The sequence below is a fragment of the Pseudofulvimonas gallinarii genome (assembly GCF_004343305.1).
GTDB classification, from domain to species: Bacteria; Pseudomonadota; Gammaproteobacteria; order Xanthomonadales; family UBA2363; genus Pseudofulvimonas; species Pseudofulvimonas gallinarii.
On record NZ_SMAF01000006.1, the window covers coordinates 61097 to 81656 of the forward strand.

The window sequence follows — 20560 nt, forward strand, 5'->3', positions numbered from 1 at the left end:
TCGGGTCCGATGCGTTGGACGGCAGGGCTCAGGGTTCGAATCCGTCGACGAAGATCCGGTCGGAAACGTAGACCCACACCTGGCCTCGACGCTGGCCCATCAACGTCCTCTGGCGCGGGTACCCGATAGCCAGATGGTCGGCGCCGAACGCCAGGCCGGTGCCAAAGCGCCCACCGCTTGCGCCGGGCAGAATGGTGCCCGGACGCAATTCGCCCCGCGTCTCGCCGGTGCCGGCGCCGTAGCTTCCATCATCGGCCCGGCGCAGCTCGACCATGCCGACATCGGCGGCAATGGCGGGCGGCAAAGTTGCCGTACTGCGGTCGGCCAACGGGGCGGACGCGGCAAGCCAGTTGCCCGAGCCCAGTGCCAATACCGAACCGAATTCCATGCCGGCCTGGCCACCCGGTGGCTCACCACCGGCGTTGACCGCTTCGCCACCATCCTGCCGGAGCCAGATGCCCTCGGGCTGGGTATAACGATGGATATTGCCGCACCGGGGGACGGTCTGGCATGCACTGCCGCTTCCGGTTCCGCCCGGTGCACCGACCAGGATGTTGGAAAAGTTGGCGGCGACCGCCGTACCGAATCGGGTGTGTGGGTACAGGTGGCCATTGGGATAGGTGAGCGTCGATGTCGGAATGAAATCGGCGCCCTGGAAGACATACACCGCGCCCGACTGCGCCGCCGGACCGAGTGACCGACCCGGCGCACCCACGGCCAGCGTCTGCCAGGTGCCGGCGAAAACCAGCCGGTACAGCGACAAGGCCTCCCCAAAGCGGTCGCCCGGCTGGCCATCAGCCGCCGTCAACTTGCCATTCTGGTTGCCGTTGGTGAACCTCCAGATGCTGCCGCGCCCCTGGTCGTCGCCCGGGCAACCGACAAGCGTGTGATGGGGTGCGTCCAGCACGTATGGGGTCAGGGCGATTGCGCGGCCGCATTCGGCGCCGACATCGTTGCTGATGACGCCCCAGGCAGGGTTCCAGTTGTCCTCATGCAGGCTGGCATTGACAAACGCCCCGGCCTTGGAGCCGGGGACCGCCGGTTGCGTTGCCTCAGGACAGCCCAATGCCACGCGCGGCAGCTTCAGGGCGACACTGTGCCCGCAGCGCGGGGCCGGCCCCCAGGGAAACCCGGTCACCCGGTGCCGGTATTCCCATTGCTGGCCATTGCGCTTGAACAGGAACACCGCACCCAGTTTCTCGCCCGGCGGATTGCCCACCACCGTGCCAGGTGCGCCGACCGCCATCCAGTCTCCGTCGATGGCGATGCTGGCCCCGAATTCCGGGCCATCGCCGCTGTCCTGTTCGGGCAGGCCGTGGTAGTTGCCGGTGAGCACGGCGATTCGTACCAGGCCGTGCTCCGGCGGCGTCCCGGCATCGGCCGTCACGGCGGCCATGGCCAGGCTGACCATTGATGCAAGCAACGGAAAGAGGTGGTGCGGCGGGCAGGGTCGGCGGGTCATGTCGGCGGCATTCGTGGTGGGTTCGAATGCGAGAACAGCCGGAATGCCGGAAAGCGCACGCCGCGGACGGCGCTTCAATGGCGCCGCCGCGGCTGGACTGTCGCCTCAGATCGAGTAGTACATCGCGAACTCCAACGGATGCGTGGCAGCGCGGAAGCGCGTCACTTCCTGCATCTTCACTTCGATGTAGGCATCGATGAAATCGTCGGTGAAGACGCCGCCGGCCTTCAGGAACTCGCGGTCGGCGTCCAGGGCTTCCAGCGCCTGGTCCAGCGAATGGCAGACGGTCGGAATGCCCTTTTCCTCTTCCGGCGGCAGGTCATAGAGGTCCTTGTCCATCGGTGCGCCCGGATCGATCTGGTTGCGGATGCCGTCAAGACCGGCCATCAGCAGCGCGGTGAAGGTCAGGTAGCCGGAGTTGACCGGATCCGGGAAGCGCGTCTCGATGCGGCGCGCCTTGCTGCTGGAGACCCAGGGAATGCGGCAGGACGCGGAACGGTTGCGCGCCGAATAGGCCAGCATCACCGGCGCCTCGAAGCCCGGCACCAGGCGCTTGTAGCTGTTGGTGCTTGCGTTGGAGAAGGCATTGATGGCGCGGGCGTGCTTGAAGATGCCGCCGATGTACCAGAACGCCAGCTGCGACAGGCCGCCGTAGCCGTCGCCGGCGAACAGGTTCTTGCCATCCTTGCTCAGCGACTGGTGGACATGCATGCCCGAGCCGTTGTCACCGACCAGCGGCTTGGGCATGAAGGTGGCGGTGCGGCCGTTCTGGTGGGCGACATTGCGGACGACGTACTTCAGCGTCATCAGCTCGTCGGCCTTGGCGGTCAGGGTGTTGAATTTCGTCCCGATCTCGCACTGGCCGGCGGTGGCCACCTCGTGGTGATGCACTTCCACTTCCTGGCCCATCGCCTCGAGCACCTTGCACATCTGCGCCCGCAGGTCGTGCAGCGAATCCACCGGCGGCACCGGGAAATAGCCGCTCTTCGGGCCGGGGCGATGGCCGTGGTTGTGTCCGTCCTGGCTGTCGTAGGAGGACCAGTGCGCCTCGTCGGAACCGATCTCGAAACCGGCGCGGCCGATCTCGTTGCGCCAGCGCACCGAATCGAACACGAAGAACTCGGGCTCCGGCCCGAAGAAGGCGGTGTCGGCGATGCCGCTGGCCTTCAGGTGCGCCTCGGCCAGGCGTGCGATCGAGCGCGGGCAGCGGCTGTACGGCTGCATCGTCGCCGGTTCGAGGATGTCGCAGGTCAGGATCAGCGTCGGGTGCTCGGAGAATGGATCGATGACGGCGGTGCTCGCGTCGGGCATCAGCACCATGTCGGACTCGTTGATGCCCTTCCAGCCGGTGATCGACGAACCGTCGAACATCTTGCCGTCCTCGAAAAGGCTTTCATCGGCGGCGCGGGCGGGGAAGGTGACGTGATGCTGCTTGCCGATCATGTCGGTGAAGCGCAGGTCGACGAATTCGACGGCGTTGTCATGGATCAGCTTGGCGACGTGGTCGGACATGGTGGCTCCGTGATGGCGGGAAAAAGGGCGCCATCCCGATTGCAATTGCGGTGCCAGAACGAAAAACTCCGTACGGCCTTGGCCCCCAGGGCCGTTGACGGTGCACCTGCTGGCAGCAGTGCACCGGATTCGTGCAGACTGTGCGCAGCGTGCGCGCATTCCGCGTGCACGATTGCGGCAACGGGACCTCGATGTCGGACATCGCTCACAAACGGCATGGGCCGGGCGCCCGCACGCGCGGCCTGCGACCCGGCGGCAGCAGCGTGCGTGCCGTGTGCCCGCGTGGCAGTAGCGACGGACGTGGACGACGTGAGGCGTCGATGTCCAGTCGCCATTGCCGGCTGCAGGCGCGGGGCGATCGGCATCACTGCATGGCCAGCCGCTGCGCCCCGCGTCCGGTTGCGCGGTCGTGAGCGTCATCCTGTCGCGCGCACATCCGGGCGCAGCCCCCCGGTCCTGGCTGGTCTGGCCGGTCGCCGGACTGTGCCTGCTTGCACTGGCCTGGCTGTTCTGGCCGGGCTTCATGAGTCCGGATTCCGCCTCGCAGTGGGCGCAGGCGCGCAGCGGGCGCTATACCGACGTCCATCCGCCCATCCTCGCGTTGACGTGGTCGCTGACGGAGCGCGTGTTCTCCGGTCCGGGTCCGATCCTGCTGCTGCACCTGGCCCTGTTCTGGATGGCACTGGCCTGGCTGGCGCAGGGCCTGTTCGCGCGTGCGCGCTGGCAGCTGCCATTCGTGCTGCTGGTCGGGCTGTGGCCGGCCGTCTCGGGCATTGCCGTGCACATCTGGAAGGACGTGCCGATGGCGGCCTTCGCGCTGCTCGCCGTTGCGGCGCTGGTGCACGAGCGCCGCCGGCCCGGGCCGGGACGCCTTCTGCTGGCGGTTCTTTTCTGCGCACTCGCCTGCGCCTATCGCCACAACGCTTTGACGCTGGTCTTGCCCCTGCTGTGGTATGTCGCCGGCCGTTGGCCTTCGCTGGCGGACCGCCGGCCACCTGCCAGGGCCGTCGTCACGCTGCTGCTCGCTGGCGTGGTGGCGCTGCTGTCGACGCTGCCCTCGCTGCATTCCTCTGTCACGCGTCGCACCGTCTGGCCGGTCACCGCGCTGTGGGACATCGCCGCGGTGTCCATCGCCCGGGACGAACTGCGCGTGCCGCCCTCTTGGCAGGCGCGTCCGCTGACGGTCGAGGCGCTGCGCGAGGTGTTCACGCCGTGGAGCAACACGTCGATCTTCGCCACCGGCAAGCTGGAGATCAGCCTGTACTTCGATCCCTCGCCAGCGCAGATGACCGACCTGCATGCGGCCTGGGGAAGGCTGTGGCTGGACGCACCGCTGGACCTGCTCCGGCACCGTGCCCGGCTGATGGCGATGCTGTTCGGCCTGGCGCGCGAAGGCGTGCCGGCCGGCCTGGTCCTGCAACCGGGCTGGCACCGGCTGGACGTGAACCCGCCGCTGGAGGTCGCACCTTCCGCGCTGCGCGATCGGGCGGTCGCGGCCCTGGCAGCGCTGGTGCCGACACCGGTATTTGCCGGCTGGCCCTACCTGCTGGTCGTGGTCCTGCTGCTGGCGGCGACGTGGCGGCGTCGCGTCCATCCGCTGCTGCGGCCGCTGCTGTGTTCGGCGCTGTTCCTGTGCCTGCCCCTGCCGGTGCTGGCGCCCAGCGCCGAGTTCCGATACCTGTACTGGCTGGTGCTGGTGGCACTGGTCGCGCCATTCCTCCTGCGCGCGGAGATGCCGGGCGCGATGGCCTATGATGCCGTCCCCGTCCCCGTCCCCGTCCCCGTCCCCGTCCCCGTCCCCGTCCCCGTCCCCGTCCCCGACCTGCGGCCACGCCACCTGCCACGATGACCGATGTGTTCGCCGCCCTCCTGCTTGGCGTGATCGAGGGCCTGACCGAGTTCCTGCCGGTGTCCAGTACGGGCCACCTGCTGATCGCGCAGCACTGGCTGGGTGCGCGCTCGGACCTGTTCAACATCGTCATCCAGGCCGGCGCGATCGTTGCCGTGTCGCTGGTGTTCCGCGAGCGGATCTGGAGCCTGCTGACCGGCTGGCACGACCGCGCACAGCGCGACTATGCCTTCAAGCTGGCGCTGGCCTTCGCGGTGACCGCGATGGTGGGACTGCCGGTGCGCCTGCTCGGTTGGGAACTGCCGGGAACGGTAACGCCGATCGCCTGGGCGCTGGTGCTCGGCGGCATCTGGATCCTGTGCGCCGAGCGCCTGGCGGAACGTCGGCCCGATCGCGGCGATGTCACCTGGACGATCGCCATCCTGGTCGGCCTGGCGCAGGTCGTCGCCGGCGTGTTTCCCGGCGTGTCGCGCTCGGCGGCGGCGATCTTCGTGGCCATGCTGGCCGGTCTCAACCGTCGCCCGGCGGCGGCCGAGTTCGCGTTCCTGGTCGGCATTCCGACGATGTTCGCGGCCAGCGGCTACGCCTTCCTTGAATACCTGCTCGACGAGCCGGCCCAGGCGGAGAGGTGGGGTGAACTGGCCGTGGCCTTCGTGGCCGCCATGGTCACCGGCTTCATCGCCGTGCGCTGGCTGCTGGGGTACGTCAAGCGCCACCGCTTCACGGGTTTCGCCGTCTATCGCATCGTGCTGGGCCTGGCGCTGCTGCTCGGCCTGCCCGCGGGTGCCTGAGCGCCGCGCCCCGTGGCGGGCGCGGCGGATGCGCGGCGGCGGTCAGCGCAGCGCCGGGTTCAGGGTATAGGTGCCGACCAGTTCGGCTTCCGCCAGCACGTGTCCTTCCATCGCCGCGTTGAGATCGGCGAGCGTGTAGTTGACCGGCAGCTCCAGCGTCTCCACGTCCAGCGCGAACAGGCGGAAGTGGTAGTGGTGCAGGCGCTCGTCGTTCCAGGGCGGGCAGGGGCCGTCATAGCCGAGGTAATCGCCGGCCATGTCGGCATCAGCGGCGAACCAGCCGGTGTAGTCGTTGATGCCCTGCAGGCCACCGGCCGCCGGCGCCGCGTCGCGCTTGCCGCGGGCGGTGACGCCGGCGCTGAAGGCACCGGCCTCGATGCTGCGCTGGCTGGCGGGAAGGTTGGCCAGCAGCCAGTGCACGAACTGGCCGCGGGGCTGGTCCGCCGGCACCACGCAGTCGGCGCGGTTGACGGTGTCCGGCACCGTCGGCACGTCCGGGTCGAGGCAGGTCAGCGCGAAGGAGCGTGCGCCCTCGGGCACCTGCGACCATGCCAGGTGCGGATTGCGGTTGCCGGCGAGGATGCATGGACTGTCCGGGCCCGGCTGGCCGAATGCGAATTCGGCCGGGATGGCGGCGCCGTCGGCGAAACTGTTGCTGGTCAGCTGCATGGATGCCTCCGTCAGGAAAGGGGGGCGAACGCCTCGGCAAGCACGTTGCGATAGGCCTGCCAGCGGCCGTCGGGAAGGAAGGTTGGCAGGCCGCCGCGGGTGTGGCGGACGTCGACCTGGTCTGCGATCGCGAGCGAGGCGTTGTCAAGGAATCCGGCGATGCGCTGCACCAGCGCCTTGGGCTCGTCCAGTTCGCGCGCATGGATGCGCAGGACGCGATCCGCGGGCACACGTGCCAGGGCGGCCTTCAGGTGCGTGTCGAGCGCGGCAAGCCAGGCGCCGGCGGCGGCCTGCTCGGCAGGCATGGCGACGCCCTGGGCGATGCCGTGCGACAGCCAGGCGAGCAGTGCGTCGCGCGGGTCCCGTTCGATGACCAGGTAGCGGGCTTTCGGGAACGCGGCGGCGATCAGCCCGAGGTAGCGCAGGTCGGGGAAAGGCAGGTTGTCGACCAGCGTCGGCTCGGGAGCCAGGCCGATGCCGCCCAGACCGGACAGGTAGCTGTCGCGGAACGCGGTGACCGCAGCCTGGTCCGAAGCGGCCTTTGCGGCCAGCTCGACGAACTGGCCGGTGCTGATCGCATCCTTCCTGGGCCTGCTGCCGAAGCGGTCGGACATGATCCGCACGCCGGCCTGGGCCAGCAGGGAGGCCAGTCCTTCAACGCCCATTCCGGGCGTGCCGAGCAGGAAAGTCGGCTCCGACGGGTCGTCGGTCGTGCCGACGGCGGCGGGAATGCCGGCAACGCCGGGTGGCGTGACCGGTTTCACCAGGCCGCGCTGCAGCTGGTGGCAGACCGACCAGGCGTCGACCGCGCCGGCATGGTCGTCGAGCTGGTCCCGCGTGAAGCCGCGAAGCCGGTTGCGCTCGATGCGCAGCGCCGGTTCCAGGCCGGTTTCCGGCAGGCGGTTGATCTGCTCCTGGGCCTCGGTGGGGTTGTTGCGGCGCAAGGCCGAACGCACCATCAGCAGGCGCGAGAACGCGGCGCGGCTGTCGCGCTGGAGGACTTCGTTGGCGAGGGATTCGGCGCCCTCGAAATCGCCCCTGAGCTCCAGCAGGCTGGCCAGATGCTGCGTGGGCTCGAGGTTGTCGGGGTCCACGGCACTCCATTCCCGGCAGGCGGCGAGCGAAGCTTCGCCGTCGTTCCTGAGCATGCTCAGCTGCAGGCGGCGGAGCTCGGTGCTGGCCGGCTGCCTCTGCAGTGCGGCCAGCAGCACCTCCCGCGCCTGGTCGGCGTCGCCGGCCGCGCCCAGGCCCAGCACCAGCGCCGCGACGATTTCCGGGACATCCGGTGCGGTCGTGTGCGCCTGCCGGTAGTCCTCGACGGCGCCGGCCAGGTCCCCGCGCAGGCCGCGCAGGTCGCCACGGCCCACCAGCGCGAGCGGATGGCCGGGATGGACCTTCATGGCGCGCTCGAATTCCTGCCACGCTTCGGCCGGCCGTCCTTCGCGCATCATCAACTGGCCCATCGAAATCCGCGCGTCGACGTAATCCGGATTGAGGCCGAGGGCATTGCGCAGCGCCTGTTCGGCGATGCCGATCTGGCCGAGCGCGATGAAGCTCTTGGCGGCATTGGCATGCAGGGCGGGCTCGTTCGGCGTCAGTTTCGCGAGGTCCAGGAACAGCTTCACGGCGAGCTGGTGGTTGCCCAGCGCCTGTGCCAGTTTCGCCTTCTGGTAACGCAACTGCGGGTGCTCCGGATCGATCCGTTCGGCGCGGGCCATGGCGGATCGCGCTGCGGCGAGATCGCCACGCGCAAGCCCCGCCTGGACCAGGCCCAGTGCGGCAGCGAGCATGTTGGGATTGATGCGCAGCGCGCTTTCGTAGTGCTTCAGCGCGGCGTCGTAATCGGGTTCGTCCAGGTGCAGTCCCGCCAGCGTCACCTGGTAGCGGGCCTGGTCGGGGGCGGTTTCGGCCGCCTTGCCGGCCAGTTCAAGTGCCTCGCGGAGGTCGCCGCGCTGGCGTCGCAGGACGGCCAGCCGGTGCAGGGCTTCCGGATCGGCCGGATTGGCGGCGAGCCATTCGCGGTAGCGCTGTTCGGCCTCGTCCAGTTGCCCGGACTGGTGGATCTTGAGGATCTCTTCAAGCATGTCGGTGACGTCCAGAGTCGGTGCCGCGCGGGTCGCGGCAAAGCGCTCTAGTGTACCATTCACCCTGATTTCGCCGGTTCCGCGGTGACCGCTCCACACCGCCAGGCCACAGGGTCCGATTCAAGCGATGCCTTCCGCCGCTTCCTCCAAAGCCCGCGCGCCGGTTGCGCGCCCGCAACGTCCGGTCGCCATCGTTGGCGGTACGCGCATTCCTTTCTGCCGCAGCAACACCGCCTATGTCGATGTCGGCAACTTCGGCCTCGGCCTCAAGGCCGTCGCAGGCCTCGTCGAGCGCTACAACCTGCACGGCTTGCGCCTGGGCGAGCTCACTTTCGGCGCGGTGATCAAGCACAGCGCCGACTGGAACCTGGCGCGGGAGATCGTCCTGTCCTCCGGCCTGGATGCCGGCACGCCGGGACTGACGCTGCAGCGCGCCTGCGGCACCAGCCTCGACGCCGCCATCGTCATCGCCAACAAGATCGCAACCGGTCAGATCGACGCCGGCGTGGCCGGGGGTTCGGATACGACCAGCGACGTGCCGGTGGTGTTCGGCAAGCGCTTCTCGCGCCGCCTGCTCGACGTCGGCCGTGCCCGCAGCCTGCGCGAGCGCCTGCGTGCGTTCCGCGGATTCCGTCCAGGCGAACTGAAGCCGCAGTTTCCCGGCGTCGGCGAGCCGCGCACCGGCATGAGCATGGGCCAGCATACCGAGCGCATGGCGCGTGAATGGGGCATCACCCGACAGGAACAGGACGAACTGGCGCTGGCCAGCCACCTGAAGGCGGCGGCGGCCTACGAGCGCGGCTTCTTCAGCGACCTGGTCGTGCCGTTCCGTGGCGTCCAGCGCGACAACAACCTGCGTGCCGACAGCACGCTGGAAAAGCTGGCGACGCTGAAGCCGGCGTTCGACAGGTCCTCCGGCCACGGCACGCTGACGGCGGGCAATTCGACGCCGCTGACCGATGGCGCCAGCGCCGTCCTGCTGGCGGACGCCGACTGGGCCGAGGACCGTGGCCTGCCGGTGCGGGCGTGGCTGCGCGATGCGCGCGTCGCCGCCGTGGATTTCGTGCACGGCCAGGGCCTGCTGATGGCACCGACGATCGCCGTCGCCGAGCTGCTCAAGGCGAACGGCCTGGCGCTGCAGGATTTCGACATCTACGAGATCCACGAAGCCTTCGCCGCCCAGGTTCTGTGCACGCTGCGCGCCTGGGAATCGCCGGAATACTGCCGCGACGTGCTCGGCCTGGACGCGCCGCTGGGTGCCATCGATCCGGCAAAATTGAATCCCGTGGGCTCCTCGCTCGCGGTCGGCCATCCGTTCGCGGCGACCGGCGCGCGCCTGATCGCCACGGCAGCCAAGCAGCTCGAGGAGCGCGGCGGTGGTCGTGCCCTGCTGTCCGTCTGCACGGCCGGCGGCATGGGCGTGGCGGCCATCATCGAACGTTGAGTGCGCGGCGAAGCCGCGCCGCCGGTTCCATGCGTCCGGGTGACCGGCGCGTCTTCCAGGAAGTGCCCGAATGAAACCGATCCGAAACCTTGCCCTGGCCCTGGTCCTGACCTCGCTGGTCGCCTGCGGCCACAGCCATGTCCGCGACGAGCGCCCGTATGCACCGGCGCCCGGTCGTCCCGTCGCCGCCGCGACGCAGGTCGAGGCCCACAACAACCTCAATGCCGTCCTCTGGATGCAGGTGGCGGCCGAGTACGAGGCCAGCGTACGCAGCGTCTATGGCGCCGCCGCCGAGGTGCTCGATCGCGCCCTCGCCGATCGCAGCTGGGATGCGCTGCCGCGTGACGAGCGCGGCGGCCAGCGCGTCGAACACCTGCCGCCGGCCATCATCCTCGATGCCGACGAGACGGTGATCGACAACTCCGCCTACCAGGCGCGCCTGATCGACCGCGATGAAACCTTCGACGCGGCGACCTGGGAAGACTTCGTCAACGAGCGCCGCTCGCGGGCGCTGCCGGGCGCCGTTGAGTTCCTGCGCGCCGCCGCCCAGCGCGGGGTGACCGTTTTCTACGTCACCAACCGCACCGCCGCGGAGAAGCCCGCCACTTACGACAACCTGCGTGCCCTGGGTTTCCCGATGTCCGATCCGGAGGATACGGTGCTGACCATCGACGAAGCGCAGGGCTGGAGCCCGGAGAAAGGTGCCCGCCGCCAGTTCGTCGGCGAGCGCTATCGCGTGGTGATGATGTTCGGCGACAACCTCGGCGATTTCCTCGACGGCCTGCGCGGCAAGGGCAATGACGAGCGCTCGGCGATGATGGAGGCCTATCGCAACTGGTGGGGCGTGCGCTGGTTCATGCTGCCCAACCCGAGTTATGGCGGCTGGGAAGGCGCGGCCACGCGTGGTGCCGACGACGCGACCGCGGCCAAGCGCCGCGCGCTGCGCACGCGCTGAGCGCCTGCCATGGCCTGGCTGTCGGACAAGCCGATTCCCGTCGACGAGCGCCTGATCATCGCGCTCGACGTCCCCACGGCCGCCGAAGCGCTGGAGCTGGTCGACCTGCTTGGCGGGCACGGCCGCTTCTACAAGATCGGCATGGAGCTGCTGACCAGTGGCGACTTCTTCGACCTGCTGGCGAAGCTGCATGCGCGCGGCAAGAAGGTGTTCGTCGACCTGAAGTTCTTCGACGTGCCGGCGACCGTGGCCTCGGCGGTCCGCGGCCTGGGCCGCCATCCGGCGACGTTCTGCACGATCCATGGCAACGACGCAATGATGCGCGCCGCCGCCGAGGTGAAGGGCCCGTTGAAGCTGCTCGCGGTGACGGCGCTGACCAGCCTGGACCAGCGCGACCTCGACGACCTGGGGTTCCAGTGCGATGCCCGCGCCCTGGTGCTCTCACGCGCTAAGGCCGCGCTGGCGGCTGGATGCGACGGCGTGGTCTCGTCAGGCCTGGAAGTGGCGGACCTGCGCGAGCACGTCGATCACAGCCTGCTGGTGGTCTGTCCCGGCATCCGGCCGGTCGGCAATACCGGCGACGACCAGAAGCGCACGGTCGATGTCAGGCAGGCCTTCCTCAACGGCGCCGACCACATCGTGGTCGGACGGCCGATCCGCGCTGCGGCGGACCCGCGTGCCGCCGCGGCCGACATCCAGGCGACGATCCGGTCGGTCTTCGAGAAAGCCAATTGAAACAGCGGTTTGCGTTTGATTGGCGATGTGTTGCATAAAGATGACGCCCCAAGTAGTATGGCGCTGCGCCAAGTGACGATGGCGTCCTGCAATCAGCGATCTCTACCAATCTCACAGGCGGCCTCGGCCGCCTGTTTTTTTGCGCCCGGGCGGAACAGCTTGACAGGACCGGGCGGCTGCGCGATCACTAACCCTGTGTACGTGCGCGCATGCGCGCGAGGGGACGCCTGTGTGTCCGGGACGCGGCGGCACGTTAATGAGGAAGTGATGGCCAAGAACCTGCTAATCGTCGAGTCGCCCGCCAAGGCGAAGACCATCAACAAATACCTGGGCAAGGACTTCGATGTCCTCGCGTCCTATGGCCATATCCGCGACCTCGTCGCCAAGGAAGGCGCGGTCGATCCCGACCACGACTTCGCGATGCGCTACGAAGTCGACAGCGACAGCGAGAAGCGCGTCGATGCGATCGCCAGGGCGGCGGCCAAGGCCGACGCCCTGTTCCTCGCGACCGACTTGGACCGCGAAGGGGAATCGATTTCCTGGCACATCGTCGAGGTGCTGCGCGAGCGCGGCCTGCTCGATGGCAAGCAGCTGCACCGGGTGGTGTTTTCCGAGATCACGCCCAAGGCGATCCGGGAAGCGGTCGCCAATCCGCGCGACATCTCCATGGACCTGGTGAACGCCCAGCAGGCCCGGCGCGCGCTGGACCACCTGGTCGGCTTCACCCTGTCGCCGCTGCTGTGGCGCAAGGTCGGCCCGCGACTGTCCGCGGGCCGGGTGCAGTCGCCGGCGCTGCGCATGATCGTCGAGCGCGAGGAGGAGATCGAAGCCTTCGTGCCGCGCGAATACTGGACGATGGAAGCCCGGCTCAGCCAGGGCGGCCAGCGCTTCAATGCACGCCTGCTGAAACTGGCGGGCAAGAAGTTCGAGCAGTTCGACCTGACCAACGCCACCGACGCCCACGCCGCGCAGGCGAAGCTGCAGGCGGCAGCGGCGGCGCAGGGCAGGGCCGATGACGCCATCGGCCTACTCAAGGTGATGGAAGTCCAGCGCAAGCAGCGCCAGCGCAAGCCGGCGCCGCCGTTCATCACCTCGACCCTGCAGCAGGAAGCGGCGCGCAAGCTCGGCTTCTCCACCAGCCGCACCATGCGCCTGGCGCAACAACTGTACGAAGGCATCGCCATCGGCGACGAAGGCGTGCAGGGCCTCATCACCTACATGCGTACCGATTCGACCAGCCTCAGCAATGATGCGCTGACCGAACTGCGCGAAGCGATCCTGCAGCAGTACGGTGCCGACCTGCTGCCCGGTGCGGCGCAGGTGTACCGCACCAAGTCCAAGAACGCGCAGGAGGCGCACGAGGCGATCCGTCCGACCTCGGCGCTGCGCCGCCCCGAATCGCTGCGTCCCTACCTCAGCGACGAGCAGCTCAAGCTCTACGAACTGGTCTGGAAGCGCACCATCGCCTGCCAGATGAAGCCGGCGCTGCTCGACACGGTGTCGGTGGACATGGCCTGCGGACCCGACAACGCCTTCCGCGCCACCGGTACGACGGTGGCGTTCCCCGGCTTCCTCACCGTGTACGAGGAAGGCAAGGACAGCAAGGGCGAGGAAGACGAGGACGAGGGCCGCCGCCTGCCGGTGCTGCGCGAGGGCGAACTGGTGCCCTGCCACGCCATCGAGGCCGGCCAGCACTTCACCGAGCCGCCGCCGCGTTATTCGGAAGCCTCGCTGGTGAAGGCGCTGGAGGAATACGGCATCGGCCGTCCGTCCACCTATGCCTCCATCATCCAGACGCTGACCGGGCGCGAGTACGTCTATCTCGACAACCGCCGCTTCCGGCCGACCGATGTCGGGCGCGCGGTCGCCAAGTTCCTGTCCGGCCACTTCGACCGCTACGTCGACTACGAATTCACCGCCCGGCTGGAAGACGAGCTGGATGCGATCTCGCGTGGCGAGGAAGACTGGAAGCCGCTGCTGGCGCGCTTCTGGAAGCCCTTCAAGTCGCGCGTGGAGGAGAAGGCGGAAACCGTCGATCGCGCCGAAGCCACCGGCGCCCGCGTGCTTGGCGTCGATCCGCGCAGCGGCCGCCAGGTCAGCGTGCGCCTGGGCCGCTACGGGCCGTTCGCACAGATCGGCCAGCGCGAGGAGGAGGAGCCGCCGAAGTTCGCCTCGCTGCGGCCGGGTCAGAGCATCCACACCATCGAGCTGGCCGAGGCGCTGGACCTGTTCCGCCTGCCGCGCAGCCTGGGCACCGACGGGGATGGCACCGAGATCACCGTCGGCATCGGCCGCTTCGGGCCTTTCGTGAAGCGCGGTTCGACCTATGCCTCGCTGACCAAGACCGACGATCCCTACGAAATCGACCTGGCGCGGGGCCTGGAACTGTTGCGCCTGAAGGAAGAGGCGCTCGCCAACCGGATCATCGCCAGCTTCGATGACGGCCGCGTGCAGGTCCTGCGGGGTCGCTTCGGTCCCTACGTCACCAACGGCGAACTGATGGCCAGCCTGCCCAAGAACGCGGAACCCGAGAGCTACGATCTCGCCGCCGCCGAGGCGCTGCTCGCCGAGAAGGGCAAGCCCGCCAAGCGTCGTGGCGCCGCGAAGAAGGCGGCGAAAAAGACCGCGACGCGCAAGACGGCGGGCGCCACGGCGGATGCCAAGGCGCCGGCAAAGAAGGCGACGAAGAAGGCCGCCGCGAAGAAGGCGACGAAGAAAACCGCAACGAAGAAGTCGACCGCCGGGGCGGCGGCAAAGAAGACGGCAGCGAAGTCCACGACCGCGAGGACGTCGGCGGCGAAGAAGGCGCCTGCGAAGAAGGCCGCCAGGGACTGAGCATGGCAGGGGCGGCGATCGACACCGCGGTCGCCGCCCTGCGTTCGGGCGGCATCGTGCTGCATCCGACCGAGGCCGTCTGGGGACTGGCCTGTGACCCCATGGATGGCGCCGCCCTGGACGCCGTCTATGCGCTCAAGCAGCGGCCGACCGGAAAGGGCGTGATCCTGGTCGCCGATGCGTTTTCACGCGTTGCGCACTTGCTGGCGCCGGTGGCTGACGACAGAATGCGCGCCGTGCGCGAAAGCTGGCCCGGACCGCACACCTGGGTGTTCCCGGTGTCGCCGGCCTGCCCGGCATGGCTGACCGGTGATCGCGGCACGCTGGCGGTGCGGGTGAGTGCCCATCCGCTGGTACGTGCGCTGTCCGCCGCCTTCGAAGGCGCGCTGGTATCGACCAGCGCCAACCGCAGCGGCATGCCGGCGCCGCGCACGCTTGCCGAGGTCGAGCCCGGACTGCGTGCCGCAGTCGATGCGGTCGTGGAAGGCGAAACCGCCCACCTGTCCCGCCCGACCGTGATTCGAGACGTACTGACTGGAGAGTTGTTGCGTGACTGAACATGCCCCCGTGTCGCGCCCGCGCGACGTGCGCCTGCTGAAGACCCTCGGCGATTTCATTTTCTGGAGCCGCTGGCTGCAGGTGCCGCTGTACCTGGGCCTGATCGTCGCGCAGGCGATCTACGTGTACCAGTTCATGATCGAGCTGTGGCACCTCTCCGACTGCGTCCTGTTCAAGCACTGTCCCAGCAGCAGCGACCTGATGTCGGGCGAGACCTACATCATGCTCGCCGTGCTCGGCCTGATCGACGTGGTGATGATCGCCAACCTCCTGGTGATGGTGATCGTCGGTGGCTATGAGACCTTCGTTTCGCGCCTGCATCTCAACAACCACCCGGACCAGCCGGAGTGGCTCTCGCACGTCAACGCCAGCGTGCTCAAGGTCAAGCTCGCCATGGCGCTGATCGGCATCTCGTCGATCCACCTGCTGAAGACATTCATCCATGTCGCCGACAAGAACAGCGGCCTGACCGACAACGCGATCATGTGGCAGGTCATCATCCACGTCACCTTCCTGCTTTCGGCGCTGGCGATGGCCTGGACCGACCGGCTGGTGATGGGCAAGCCGAAGAATGGCCACTGACGGGCTACCGCTGTTTCCCGGTCCCGGCACCCGCGTGCTGCTGCACCGGGCGCAGGGGCGGCTCGACCGCGATGCCTTCCTCGCCCAGGCGCGGGCATTGGCCGGGCGGTGGCCGGCATCGCCCTACGTGATCAACCTGTGCGAGGATCGCGGGCATTTCCTGCTCGCGTTCGCCGCGGCACTGCTGGGCGGGCGCACCACCCTGCTGCCGCCCTCGCGCACGCCGAAGGTCGTCGCCGAGATTTCCGGCCAGTATTCGCCGGCGACGCTGGTCGACGACGACTGGGTCGGGCAGCACCTGGCCACGCAGCCTTCGTCGCCGGCGACAACCGCCAACGTCGAGGCGCCGGGTGCCGCGCACATCGCGCTGATCGGCTTCACCTCCGGCTCGACCGGACAGCCGCGTCCGAACGCCAAGCGCTGGTCCAGCCTGGTCGGCAGCACGCTCCGCAATCTCGATGTGTTCCGGCAGCACGCGCCCGAGGCGACGATCCTCGCCACCGTGCCCAGCCAGCACATGTACGGCATCGAGACCTGCGTGCTGCTGCCGCTGCTCGGTCCCTACGGCGTCGCCTGCGAGCGGCCGCTGTTCCCACAGGACCTGGCGGCGGCGCTGGATCGGCAGGACGGCCCGGTCATCCTCGTCACCACGCCGGTGCACCTGCGCAGCTTCGTCGAGGCGCGGCTGGACTACCGGCCGCCGGCACTGATCGTGTCGGCCACGGCGCCATTGCCGCGCGACCTGGCGGTCGCCGCCGAACAGGTGTTCCGCGCGCCGCTGATGGAAGTGTTCGGCTCCACCGAGACCTGCATCATCGCCCACCGTCGCACCGCGACCGACGAGCGCTGGTCGCTGTATCCCGACCTGGGCCTGGTCCCGGTGGCGGAGGGGACGCGGGTGGAAGCGCCGTACTACGACGGCCCGGTGCTGATGCATGACCATGTCGAGATGTCGGGCGAACGCAGCTTCCAGGTCCGCGGCCGCAGCCAGGACATGGTCGACATCGCCGGCAAGCGCGCCTCGCTGGGTGACATCACGCTTCGACTGCAGGCCATTCCGGGTGTCGCCGACGCCGCCGTACTGCAATCGATCGAAAGTGGCTCGCTCGGCGTGCAGCGGATCATCGCCTTCGTCGTCGCGCCCGGTCTCGATGACGCCGCGATCATGGCGGCGCTGCGCGAAAGCCTGGATCCGGTCTTCCTGCCACGACGGCTGGTCCGCGTCGACGCATTGCCGCGCAACGACACCGGCAAGATCCGCCGCGACGCGCTGCTGGCCCTGCTGGACTGACCGCGCCCGCGTTTGCCGGATCCCTCGGGCGATTCCCGCGGCGACCCCGTTGCCTGTGCGCCGATGCGAACCACCGCACCGCGTCGCCGCCGCGGGACGTCAGTGGCCCGGAATGTCCTGCAGGCGGCGCTGCGCCTTGCGCAGGTGCAGGCCACGCAGCTCGTCCTTGCCCGCGGCGTCGAGCTGGCCTGCGGCCAACAGGGCCTGCAGCTGCGCCAGCCGCTGGTCCTCGTGCATGACGCCCAGCCGGGCGATGGCATGATTGAACACGGCCTCCCAGGTCGCCGGATCACCCGGCGGCTCGGCCACGGCCAATCGCTGCAGCGCGTCCAGCTCCGGCCGCTCCGCGAAATGTTCCAGGAGCATCGCGGTGGTCGTTTCCGGCCGTGCGCGGCAACGTTCAAGCAGTTCCACCAGCAAGGGCACGCCGGGACGGTCGAGGTCGCCGAAGGTGACCGGCCCGGTGATGCCGGCTGCCAGCACGGGGCGTTGCAGCAGCAGGGCGATGGCTTCGCGCACCAGGCTGCGTCGCGTCGAAGGGGTGCGCCGGCGCGTCGCCGCACGCGTGGTCCCCGGGTTCACGGGCGGCGGCGCCCGCGTGCTGCCGGTCAGCTCGGTCAGCGCTTCCAGCATGAGGTCGCGGAAGACGCCGTCGGGCAACTGGGCGAGCAGCGGGCGCGCACGTTCCGCCAGTCGCGCCTTGCCGTCCAGGCTGCCCAGCTGCACGTCCTGGCCGAGTTCGCTGAAGAAGAACGAGGACAGCGGTGTCGCCTGCGCCAGCCGCTGTTCGAAACCGGCGGCGCCCTCCTTGCGCACCAGCGAGTCCGGGTCCTCGCCATCGGGCAGGAAGACGAACCACGCCTGGCGGCCATCCGTCATCCGTGGCAGGACCGACTCGACGGCGCGCCACGCGGCCTGGCGCCCGGCACGGTCGCCATCGAAGCAGAAATACACATCCGGCGCATTGCGGAACAGCAGCTCGGCATGCTCGCGCGTCGTCGCCGTGCCCAGCGTCGCGACCGCCTGTTCGAGGCCGTGCTGGTGCAGGGCGATGACGTCCATGTAGCCCTCGACCACCAGCAGGCGCGCGAGCTTGCCCTGCGCCTGGCGCGCCTGCCACAGGCCGAACAGTTCGCGGCCCTTGTGGAACAGCGGCGTTTCCGGCGAGTTCATGTACTTCGGGCCGTCGTCGCCGCCGAGCACGCGGCCACCGAAGGCGATCGGCCGCCCGCGCCGGTCCATGATCGGGAACATCACCCGGTCACGGAACCGGTCATAGCTGCCGCTGCGCCCGCCCTCGATCAAAAGGCCGTGGCGCAACAGGCCGCGCACCCGTGCTTCGTTGTCGCCGATCGCGCGCTTTAGACCGTCCCACCCTTCGGGCGCATAGCCCAGGCGGAAGCGCTCGCGCAGCTCGGCGCTGACACCGCGCTGCTCGAAATACGCCTGTGCCACCGTGCTCGCGCGCAGCTGTGATTCGAACCAGCCGGTGGCCGCCGCCAGCAGCGCGTAGTCGTCGCTGTGGTCGGTCCGTTGTTGCGTTCCGCCCTCGTAGGGCACGCTCAGTCCGGCGCGCCTGGCCAGCTCCTCGACCGCGTCGACGAACTCCAGGCGGTCGTACTCCATCAGGAACTTGATGGCGCTGCCATGGGCGCCGCAGCCGAAGCAGTGATAGAACTGCTTGGTCGGGCTGACGGTAAAGCTGGGCGTGCGCTCGTCGTGGAACGGGCAGCAGGCCTGGTGGTCGCGGCCGGCCTTCTTCAGCGGCACCCGCGCCTCGATCACCTCGACGATGTCGATGCGCGACAGCAGCTCGTCGATGAAGGTGGAGGGAATGCGTCCGGCCATGGCCGGCATTGTCCCACGCCGGCCAGAGCCGGCGCGGGAGCGGATGGCTGTGCCGGCTACTGCCGGTCCATGGCGTACACGCGCGAGCTGGGCGCGAAACTGGCTGGCTCACCCTGTGCCATGTTCTCGATGATCCAGTAACGGTCGCCGACGACCTTGACAACTTCCCAGCCGCGGGACTGGACGAGGGTCGGGCCGGACATCCGGTCGATGCGCAGGCGACCGGCATCGGCGCCACCCGGCAGGGCCCAGGTCACGGCTGCCGGCGAGGTATTGGGCGCCTGGATGCCGGTGCCATCGGCGTTCAACTGGAAGCCGAACCAACCCTGGGTGCCGGTGCAGAATCCGTATTCCGACAGGACGTCAATGTCGCCCCAGGGGCCGTCACAGATGTGTCCATTGATCCGCGAGCGATACAGTCCGGGCACATTGGCGGCGCTCCAGGCCATCTGCGGCGCATCCACCTTGATCAGGATGCCGCTGGCGTACGCCGTGCCGTCGGCTGAGGTGATGCGTACTTCGGTGCGCCAGATGCCCGGGTAGTCCTCGTTGGCCAGCCGCGTGGACATCTGGAAGTCGCCGTAGTCGAGGGTGAAGTCATCCGCGCCTTCATCCAGCACCGTAAAGGCGCGACCGCCGCGCTCGGTGACGCCGTTGCTGCCAGTGACTGGGTGGATGTCTGCATCCCAGTAGGCCGGGCCACCACTTCCGGCAGTGGGAACGCTGACCAGCCAGCGGCTTCCCGCAAGCGGGCCGCGGAGACCCGACTGCGAGTCGGCGAGCGCATTGCCGATCGACACCTGCGGCAGGGTCGGCTGCGCCGGCAGGTGCTCGGTGGGTATTTCCGGGTTATCCGGATGGCGGTAACGGATGGTGCCGGACTTCGAATAGGCGGCGAGGTTGCCGACACTGCGGTCGAAGCGGACAAGCAGGCTCACGGTTTCGATCAAGGTCCGCACTTGCTGGCCATTGATGAAGCGCCAGGTTTCCATCGTCGACAACGGCTCGCCATCCTGACGGGTGAACAGGTAGCGCCCATCGCTTTCGATACTGGCGTCTATTGCGAACGGACCATCGCCGGAGGGGCTCCAGTACGACCAGGTGCTGCCGTACACGACCAGGGTCTCCATGAAACGTGCAGACCCGAAGTCAAAACCGCCGCCATTGGAAACGGCGTAGCGCAGGCCGGGCACAGGCTCGCCGGGCGGAAACACCGTGCTGTTGCCGGCGAGATCGCCGAAGATCGTGCAGATGGGCGCATCAGGTTGCGACGAGCAATTGGTCGCATACCGCGCCGTGTACCAGTCGGCATACAGTTGCTGCGTTCCCGCCATGTCGGTGACCGCGGCCCAGGTGGTGTCGTAGCCGGCGGGAAGCGAGAGGTCGCCTTGCGCGGCAAAGGCGATGGCGTGGGCGATGTCGAAGACATGCACGACTTGTTGCGACCGAGCGGAACGCTCGAATGCCGCCAGCGACTGCAACGGGAGATGACCGTTCTCCGCCCGCATGAAGGCACTGACCGCGGTGCTGTAAGGGGTGAGGTTGGCAAAGGCCTCCTCGTCGATATCCAGTACCTCGTCACTGCCGGCAGCGGTCAACAGGCGGTCGAATGGCCCCAGCTGGCCGGCGTATTCGATATGTGCCTGCGTACCGGTGCCGCGCGCGGTCAGTTCCACCAGCGGCGTGCCGCTGACATGACGGTGCTCGATGACCAGGCCGAAGCGGCCATCGGCGCGCGAGCTGGTGGTGGCGAGCTGGTCGCCGAAGCGCGCCGTCACCACGGCACCGGCAATCGGGCCAGGCCAGTAGACGCGGCCGTCGATGGTCAGGCCGGGCTCAATGCCGCTATGAAAGATCGTATCGGCATGGGCAACGGTAAACGTACCACCCAGGCCCAAGGTGGCCAGGATCAGCGAAATCGTGCGCACATCGGTCTCCCTGTGGT

General features: G+C 68.6%; 15 protein-coding genes. 9 read left to right on the forward strand and 6 right to left on the reverse strand.

Annotated features, from left to right (window positions below; all coding sequences use genetic code 11):
• Nucleotides 1-28 precede the first annotated feature (28 nt).
• Nucleotides 29-1462: an FG-GAP repeat protein gene (locus tag EDC25_RS05840; protein WP_132577298.1), complete on the reverse strand. Its 1434-nt coding sequence runs from the start codon at nucleotides 1460-1462 to the stop codon at nucleotides 29-31.
• A 105-nt stretch (nucleotides 1463-1567) separates the two neighbouring features.
• A complete protein-coding gene (glnA, locus tag EDC25_RS05845; protein WP_123522008.1) occupies nucleotides 1568-2974 on the reverse strand; it encodes a type I glutamate--ammonia ligase in 1407 nt (468 codons plus the stop codon).
• Between the two features lie 409 nt (nucleotides 2975-3383).
• Here glnA and EDC25_RS05850 point away from each other — a divergent pair, with 409 nt between their 5' ends.
• Both EDC25_RS05850 and EDC25_RS05855 read left to right on the forward strand, forming a co-directional pair.
• Nucleotides 3384-4823 (forward strand): hypothetical protein, encoded by a 1440-nt coding sequence (locus tag EDC25_RS05850; RefSeq protein ID WP_123522007.1) that lies wholly within the window; start codon nucleotides 3384-3386, stop codon nucleotides 4821-4823.
• Complete coding sequence (locus EDC25_RS05855) at nucleotides 4820-5614, forward strand: undecaprenyl-diphosphate phosphatase (protein ID WP_123522006.1); 795 nt, start codon at nucleotides 4820-4822, stop codon at nucleotides 5612-5614. Before EDC25_RS05850 ends, EDC25_RS05855 begins: the two co-directional genes overlap by 4 nt.
• 42 nt (nucleotides 5615-5656) lie before the next feature.
• Here EDC25_RS05855 and EDC25_RS05860 read toward each other — a convergent pair whose 3' ends face one another.
• Together EDC25_RS05860 and EDC25_RS05865 are read right to left on the reverse strand one after the other, a co-directional pair.
• Nucleotides 5657-6283: a YbhB/YbcL family Raf kinase inhibitor-like protein gene (locus EDC25_RS05860; RefSeq protein ID WP_123522005.1), complete on the reverse strand. Its 627-nt coding sequence runs from the start codon at nucleotides 6281-6283 to the stop codon at nucleotides 5657-5659.
• Between the two features lie 11 nt (nucleotides 6284-6294).
• Nucleotides 6295-8430, reverse strand: a complete 2136-nt coding sequence (locus EDC25_RS05865) for a tetratricopeptide repeat protein (protein WP_132577299.1) — start codon at nucleotides 8428-8430, stop codon at nucleotides 6295-6297.
• A 64-nt stretch (nucleotides 8431-8494) separates the two neighbouring features.
• Between EDC25_RS05865 and EDC25_RS05870 the strand changes: the two genes are divergently transcribed.
• The 7 genes from EDC25_RS05870 (at nucleotide 8495) to EDC25_RS05900 (ending at nucleotide 16767) form a co-directional block, all read left to right on the forward strand.
• Nucleotides 8495-9811 (forward strand): acetyl-CoA C-acetyltransferase, encoded by a 1317-nt coding sequence (locus tag EDC25_RS05870; RefSeq protein ID WP_123522003.1) that lies wholly within the window; start codon nucleotides 8495-8497, stop codon nucleotides 9809-9811.
• A gap of 70 nt (nucleotides 9812-9881) precedes the next feature.
• On the forward strand, nucleotides 9882-10766 hold the full coding sequence (locus EDC25_RS05875) for a 5'-nucleotidase, lipoprotein e(P4) family (protein WP_132577300.1): 885 nt from the start codon (nucleotides 9882-9884) through the stop codon (nucleotides 10764-10766).
• A 9-nt stretch (nucleotides 10767-10775) separates the two neighbouring features.
• Entirely contained in the window at nucleotides 10776-11501 is a 726-nt protein-coding gene (gene pyrF, locus EDC25_RS05880; RefSeq protein WP_123522001.1) for an orotidine-5'-phosphate decarboxylase, read from the forward strand.
• A gap of 267 nt (nucleotides 11502-11768) precedes the next feature.
• Nucleotides 11769-14336, forward strand: coding sequence for a DNA topoisomerase I (locus EDC25_RS05885; protein WP_123522000.1), 2568 nt, complete (start codon nucleotides 11769-11771; stop codon nucleotides 14334-14336).
• A 2-nt stretch (nucleotides 14337-14338) separates the two neighbouring features.
• Complete coding sequence (locus EDC25_RS05890) at nucleotides 14339-14893, forward strand: L-threonylcarbamoyladenylate synthase (protein ID WP_132577301.1); 555 nt, start codon at nucleotides 14339-14341, stop codon at nucleotides 14891-14893.
• 10 nt (nucleotides 14894-14903) lie between these two features.
• Nucleotides 14904-15476, forward strand: coding sequence for a TIGR00645 family protein (locus EDC25_RS05895; protein WP_123521999.1), 573 nt, complete (start codon nucleotides 14904-14906; stop codon nucleotides 15474-15476).
• Nucleotides 15466-16767 carry an AMP-binding protein gene (locus tag EDC25_RS05900; RefSeq protein ID WP_123521998.1) on the forward strand — a complete coding sequence of 434 codons (1302 nt, stop codon included), beginning with the start codon at nucleotides 15466-15468 and terminating at the stop codon, nucleotides 16765-16767. Before EDC25_RS05895 ends, EDC25_RS05900 begins: the two co-directional genes overlap by 11 nt.
• A gap of 99 nt (nucleotides 16768-16866) precedes the next feature.
• On the opposite strand, the gene dnaG is transcribed toward EDC25_RS05900, so the two are convergent.
• Together dnaG and EDC25_RS05910 are read right to left on the reverse strand one after the other, a co-directional pair.
• Entirely contained in the window at nucleotides 16867-18615 is a 1749-nt protein-coding gene (dnaG, locus tag EDC25_RS05905; RefSeq protein ID WP_123521997.1) for a DNA primase, read from the reverse strand.
• A gap of 56 nt (nucleotides 18616-18671) precedes the next feature.
• On the reverse strand, nucleotides 18672-20543 hold the full coding sequence (locus EDC25_RS05910; RefSeq protein ID WP_132577302.1) for a hypothetical protein: 1872 nt from the start codon (nucleotides 20541-20543) through the stop codon (nucleotides 18672-18674).
• Nucleotides 20544-20560 lie beyond the last annotated feature (17 nt).

Excerpts from the sequence above, each read along its gene's own strand:
- EDC25_RS05840 (WP_132577298.1), bottom strand. The coding sequence starts at position 1,462 with ATGACCCGCCGACCCTGCCCGCCGCACCACCTCTTTCCGTTGCTTGCA.
- glnA (WP_123522008.1), bottom strand. The coding sequence starts at position 2,974 with ATGTCCGACCACGTCGCCAAGCTGATCCATGACAACGCCGTCGAATTC.
- EDC25_RS05855 (WP_123522006.1), top strand. The coding sequence starts at position 4,820 with ATGACCGATGTGTTCGCCGCCCTCCTGCTTGGCGTGATCGAGGGCCTG.
- EDC25_RS05860 (WP_123522005.1), bottom strand. The coding sequence starts at position 6,283 with ATGCAGCTGACCAGCAACAGTTTCGCCGACGGCGCCGCCATCCCGGCC.
- EDC25_RS05870 (WP_123522003.1), top strand. The coding sequence starts at position 8,495 with ATGCCTTCCGCCGCTTCCTCCAAAGCCCGCGCGCCGGTTGCGCGCCCG.
- EDC25_RS05875 (WP_132577300.1), top strand. The coding sequence starts at position 9,882 with ATGAAACCGATCCGAAACCTTGCCCTGGCCCTGGTCCTGACCTCGCTG.
- pyrF (WP_123522001.1), top strand. The coding sequence starts at position 10,776 with ATGGCCTGGCTGTCGGACAAGCCGATTCCCGTCGACGAGCGCCTGATC.
- EDC25_RS05885 (WP_123522000.1), top strand. The coding sequence starts at position 11,769 with ATGGCCAAGAACCTGCTAATCGTCGAGTCGCCCGCCAAGGCGAAGACC.
- EDC25_RS05890 (WP_132577301.1), top strand. The coding sequence starts at position 14,339 with ATGGCAGGGGCGGCGATCGACACCGCGGTCGCCGCCCTGCGTTCGGGC.
- EDC25_RS05900 (WP_123521998.1), top strand. The coding sequence starts at position 15,466 with ATGGCCACTGACGGGCTACCGCTGTTTCCCGGTCCCGGCACCCGCGTG.
- dnaG (WP_123521997.1), bottom strand. The coding sequence starts at position 18,615 with ATGGCCGGACGCATTCCCTCCACCTTCATCGACGAGCTGCTGTCGCGC.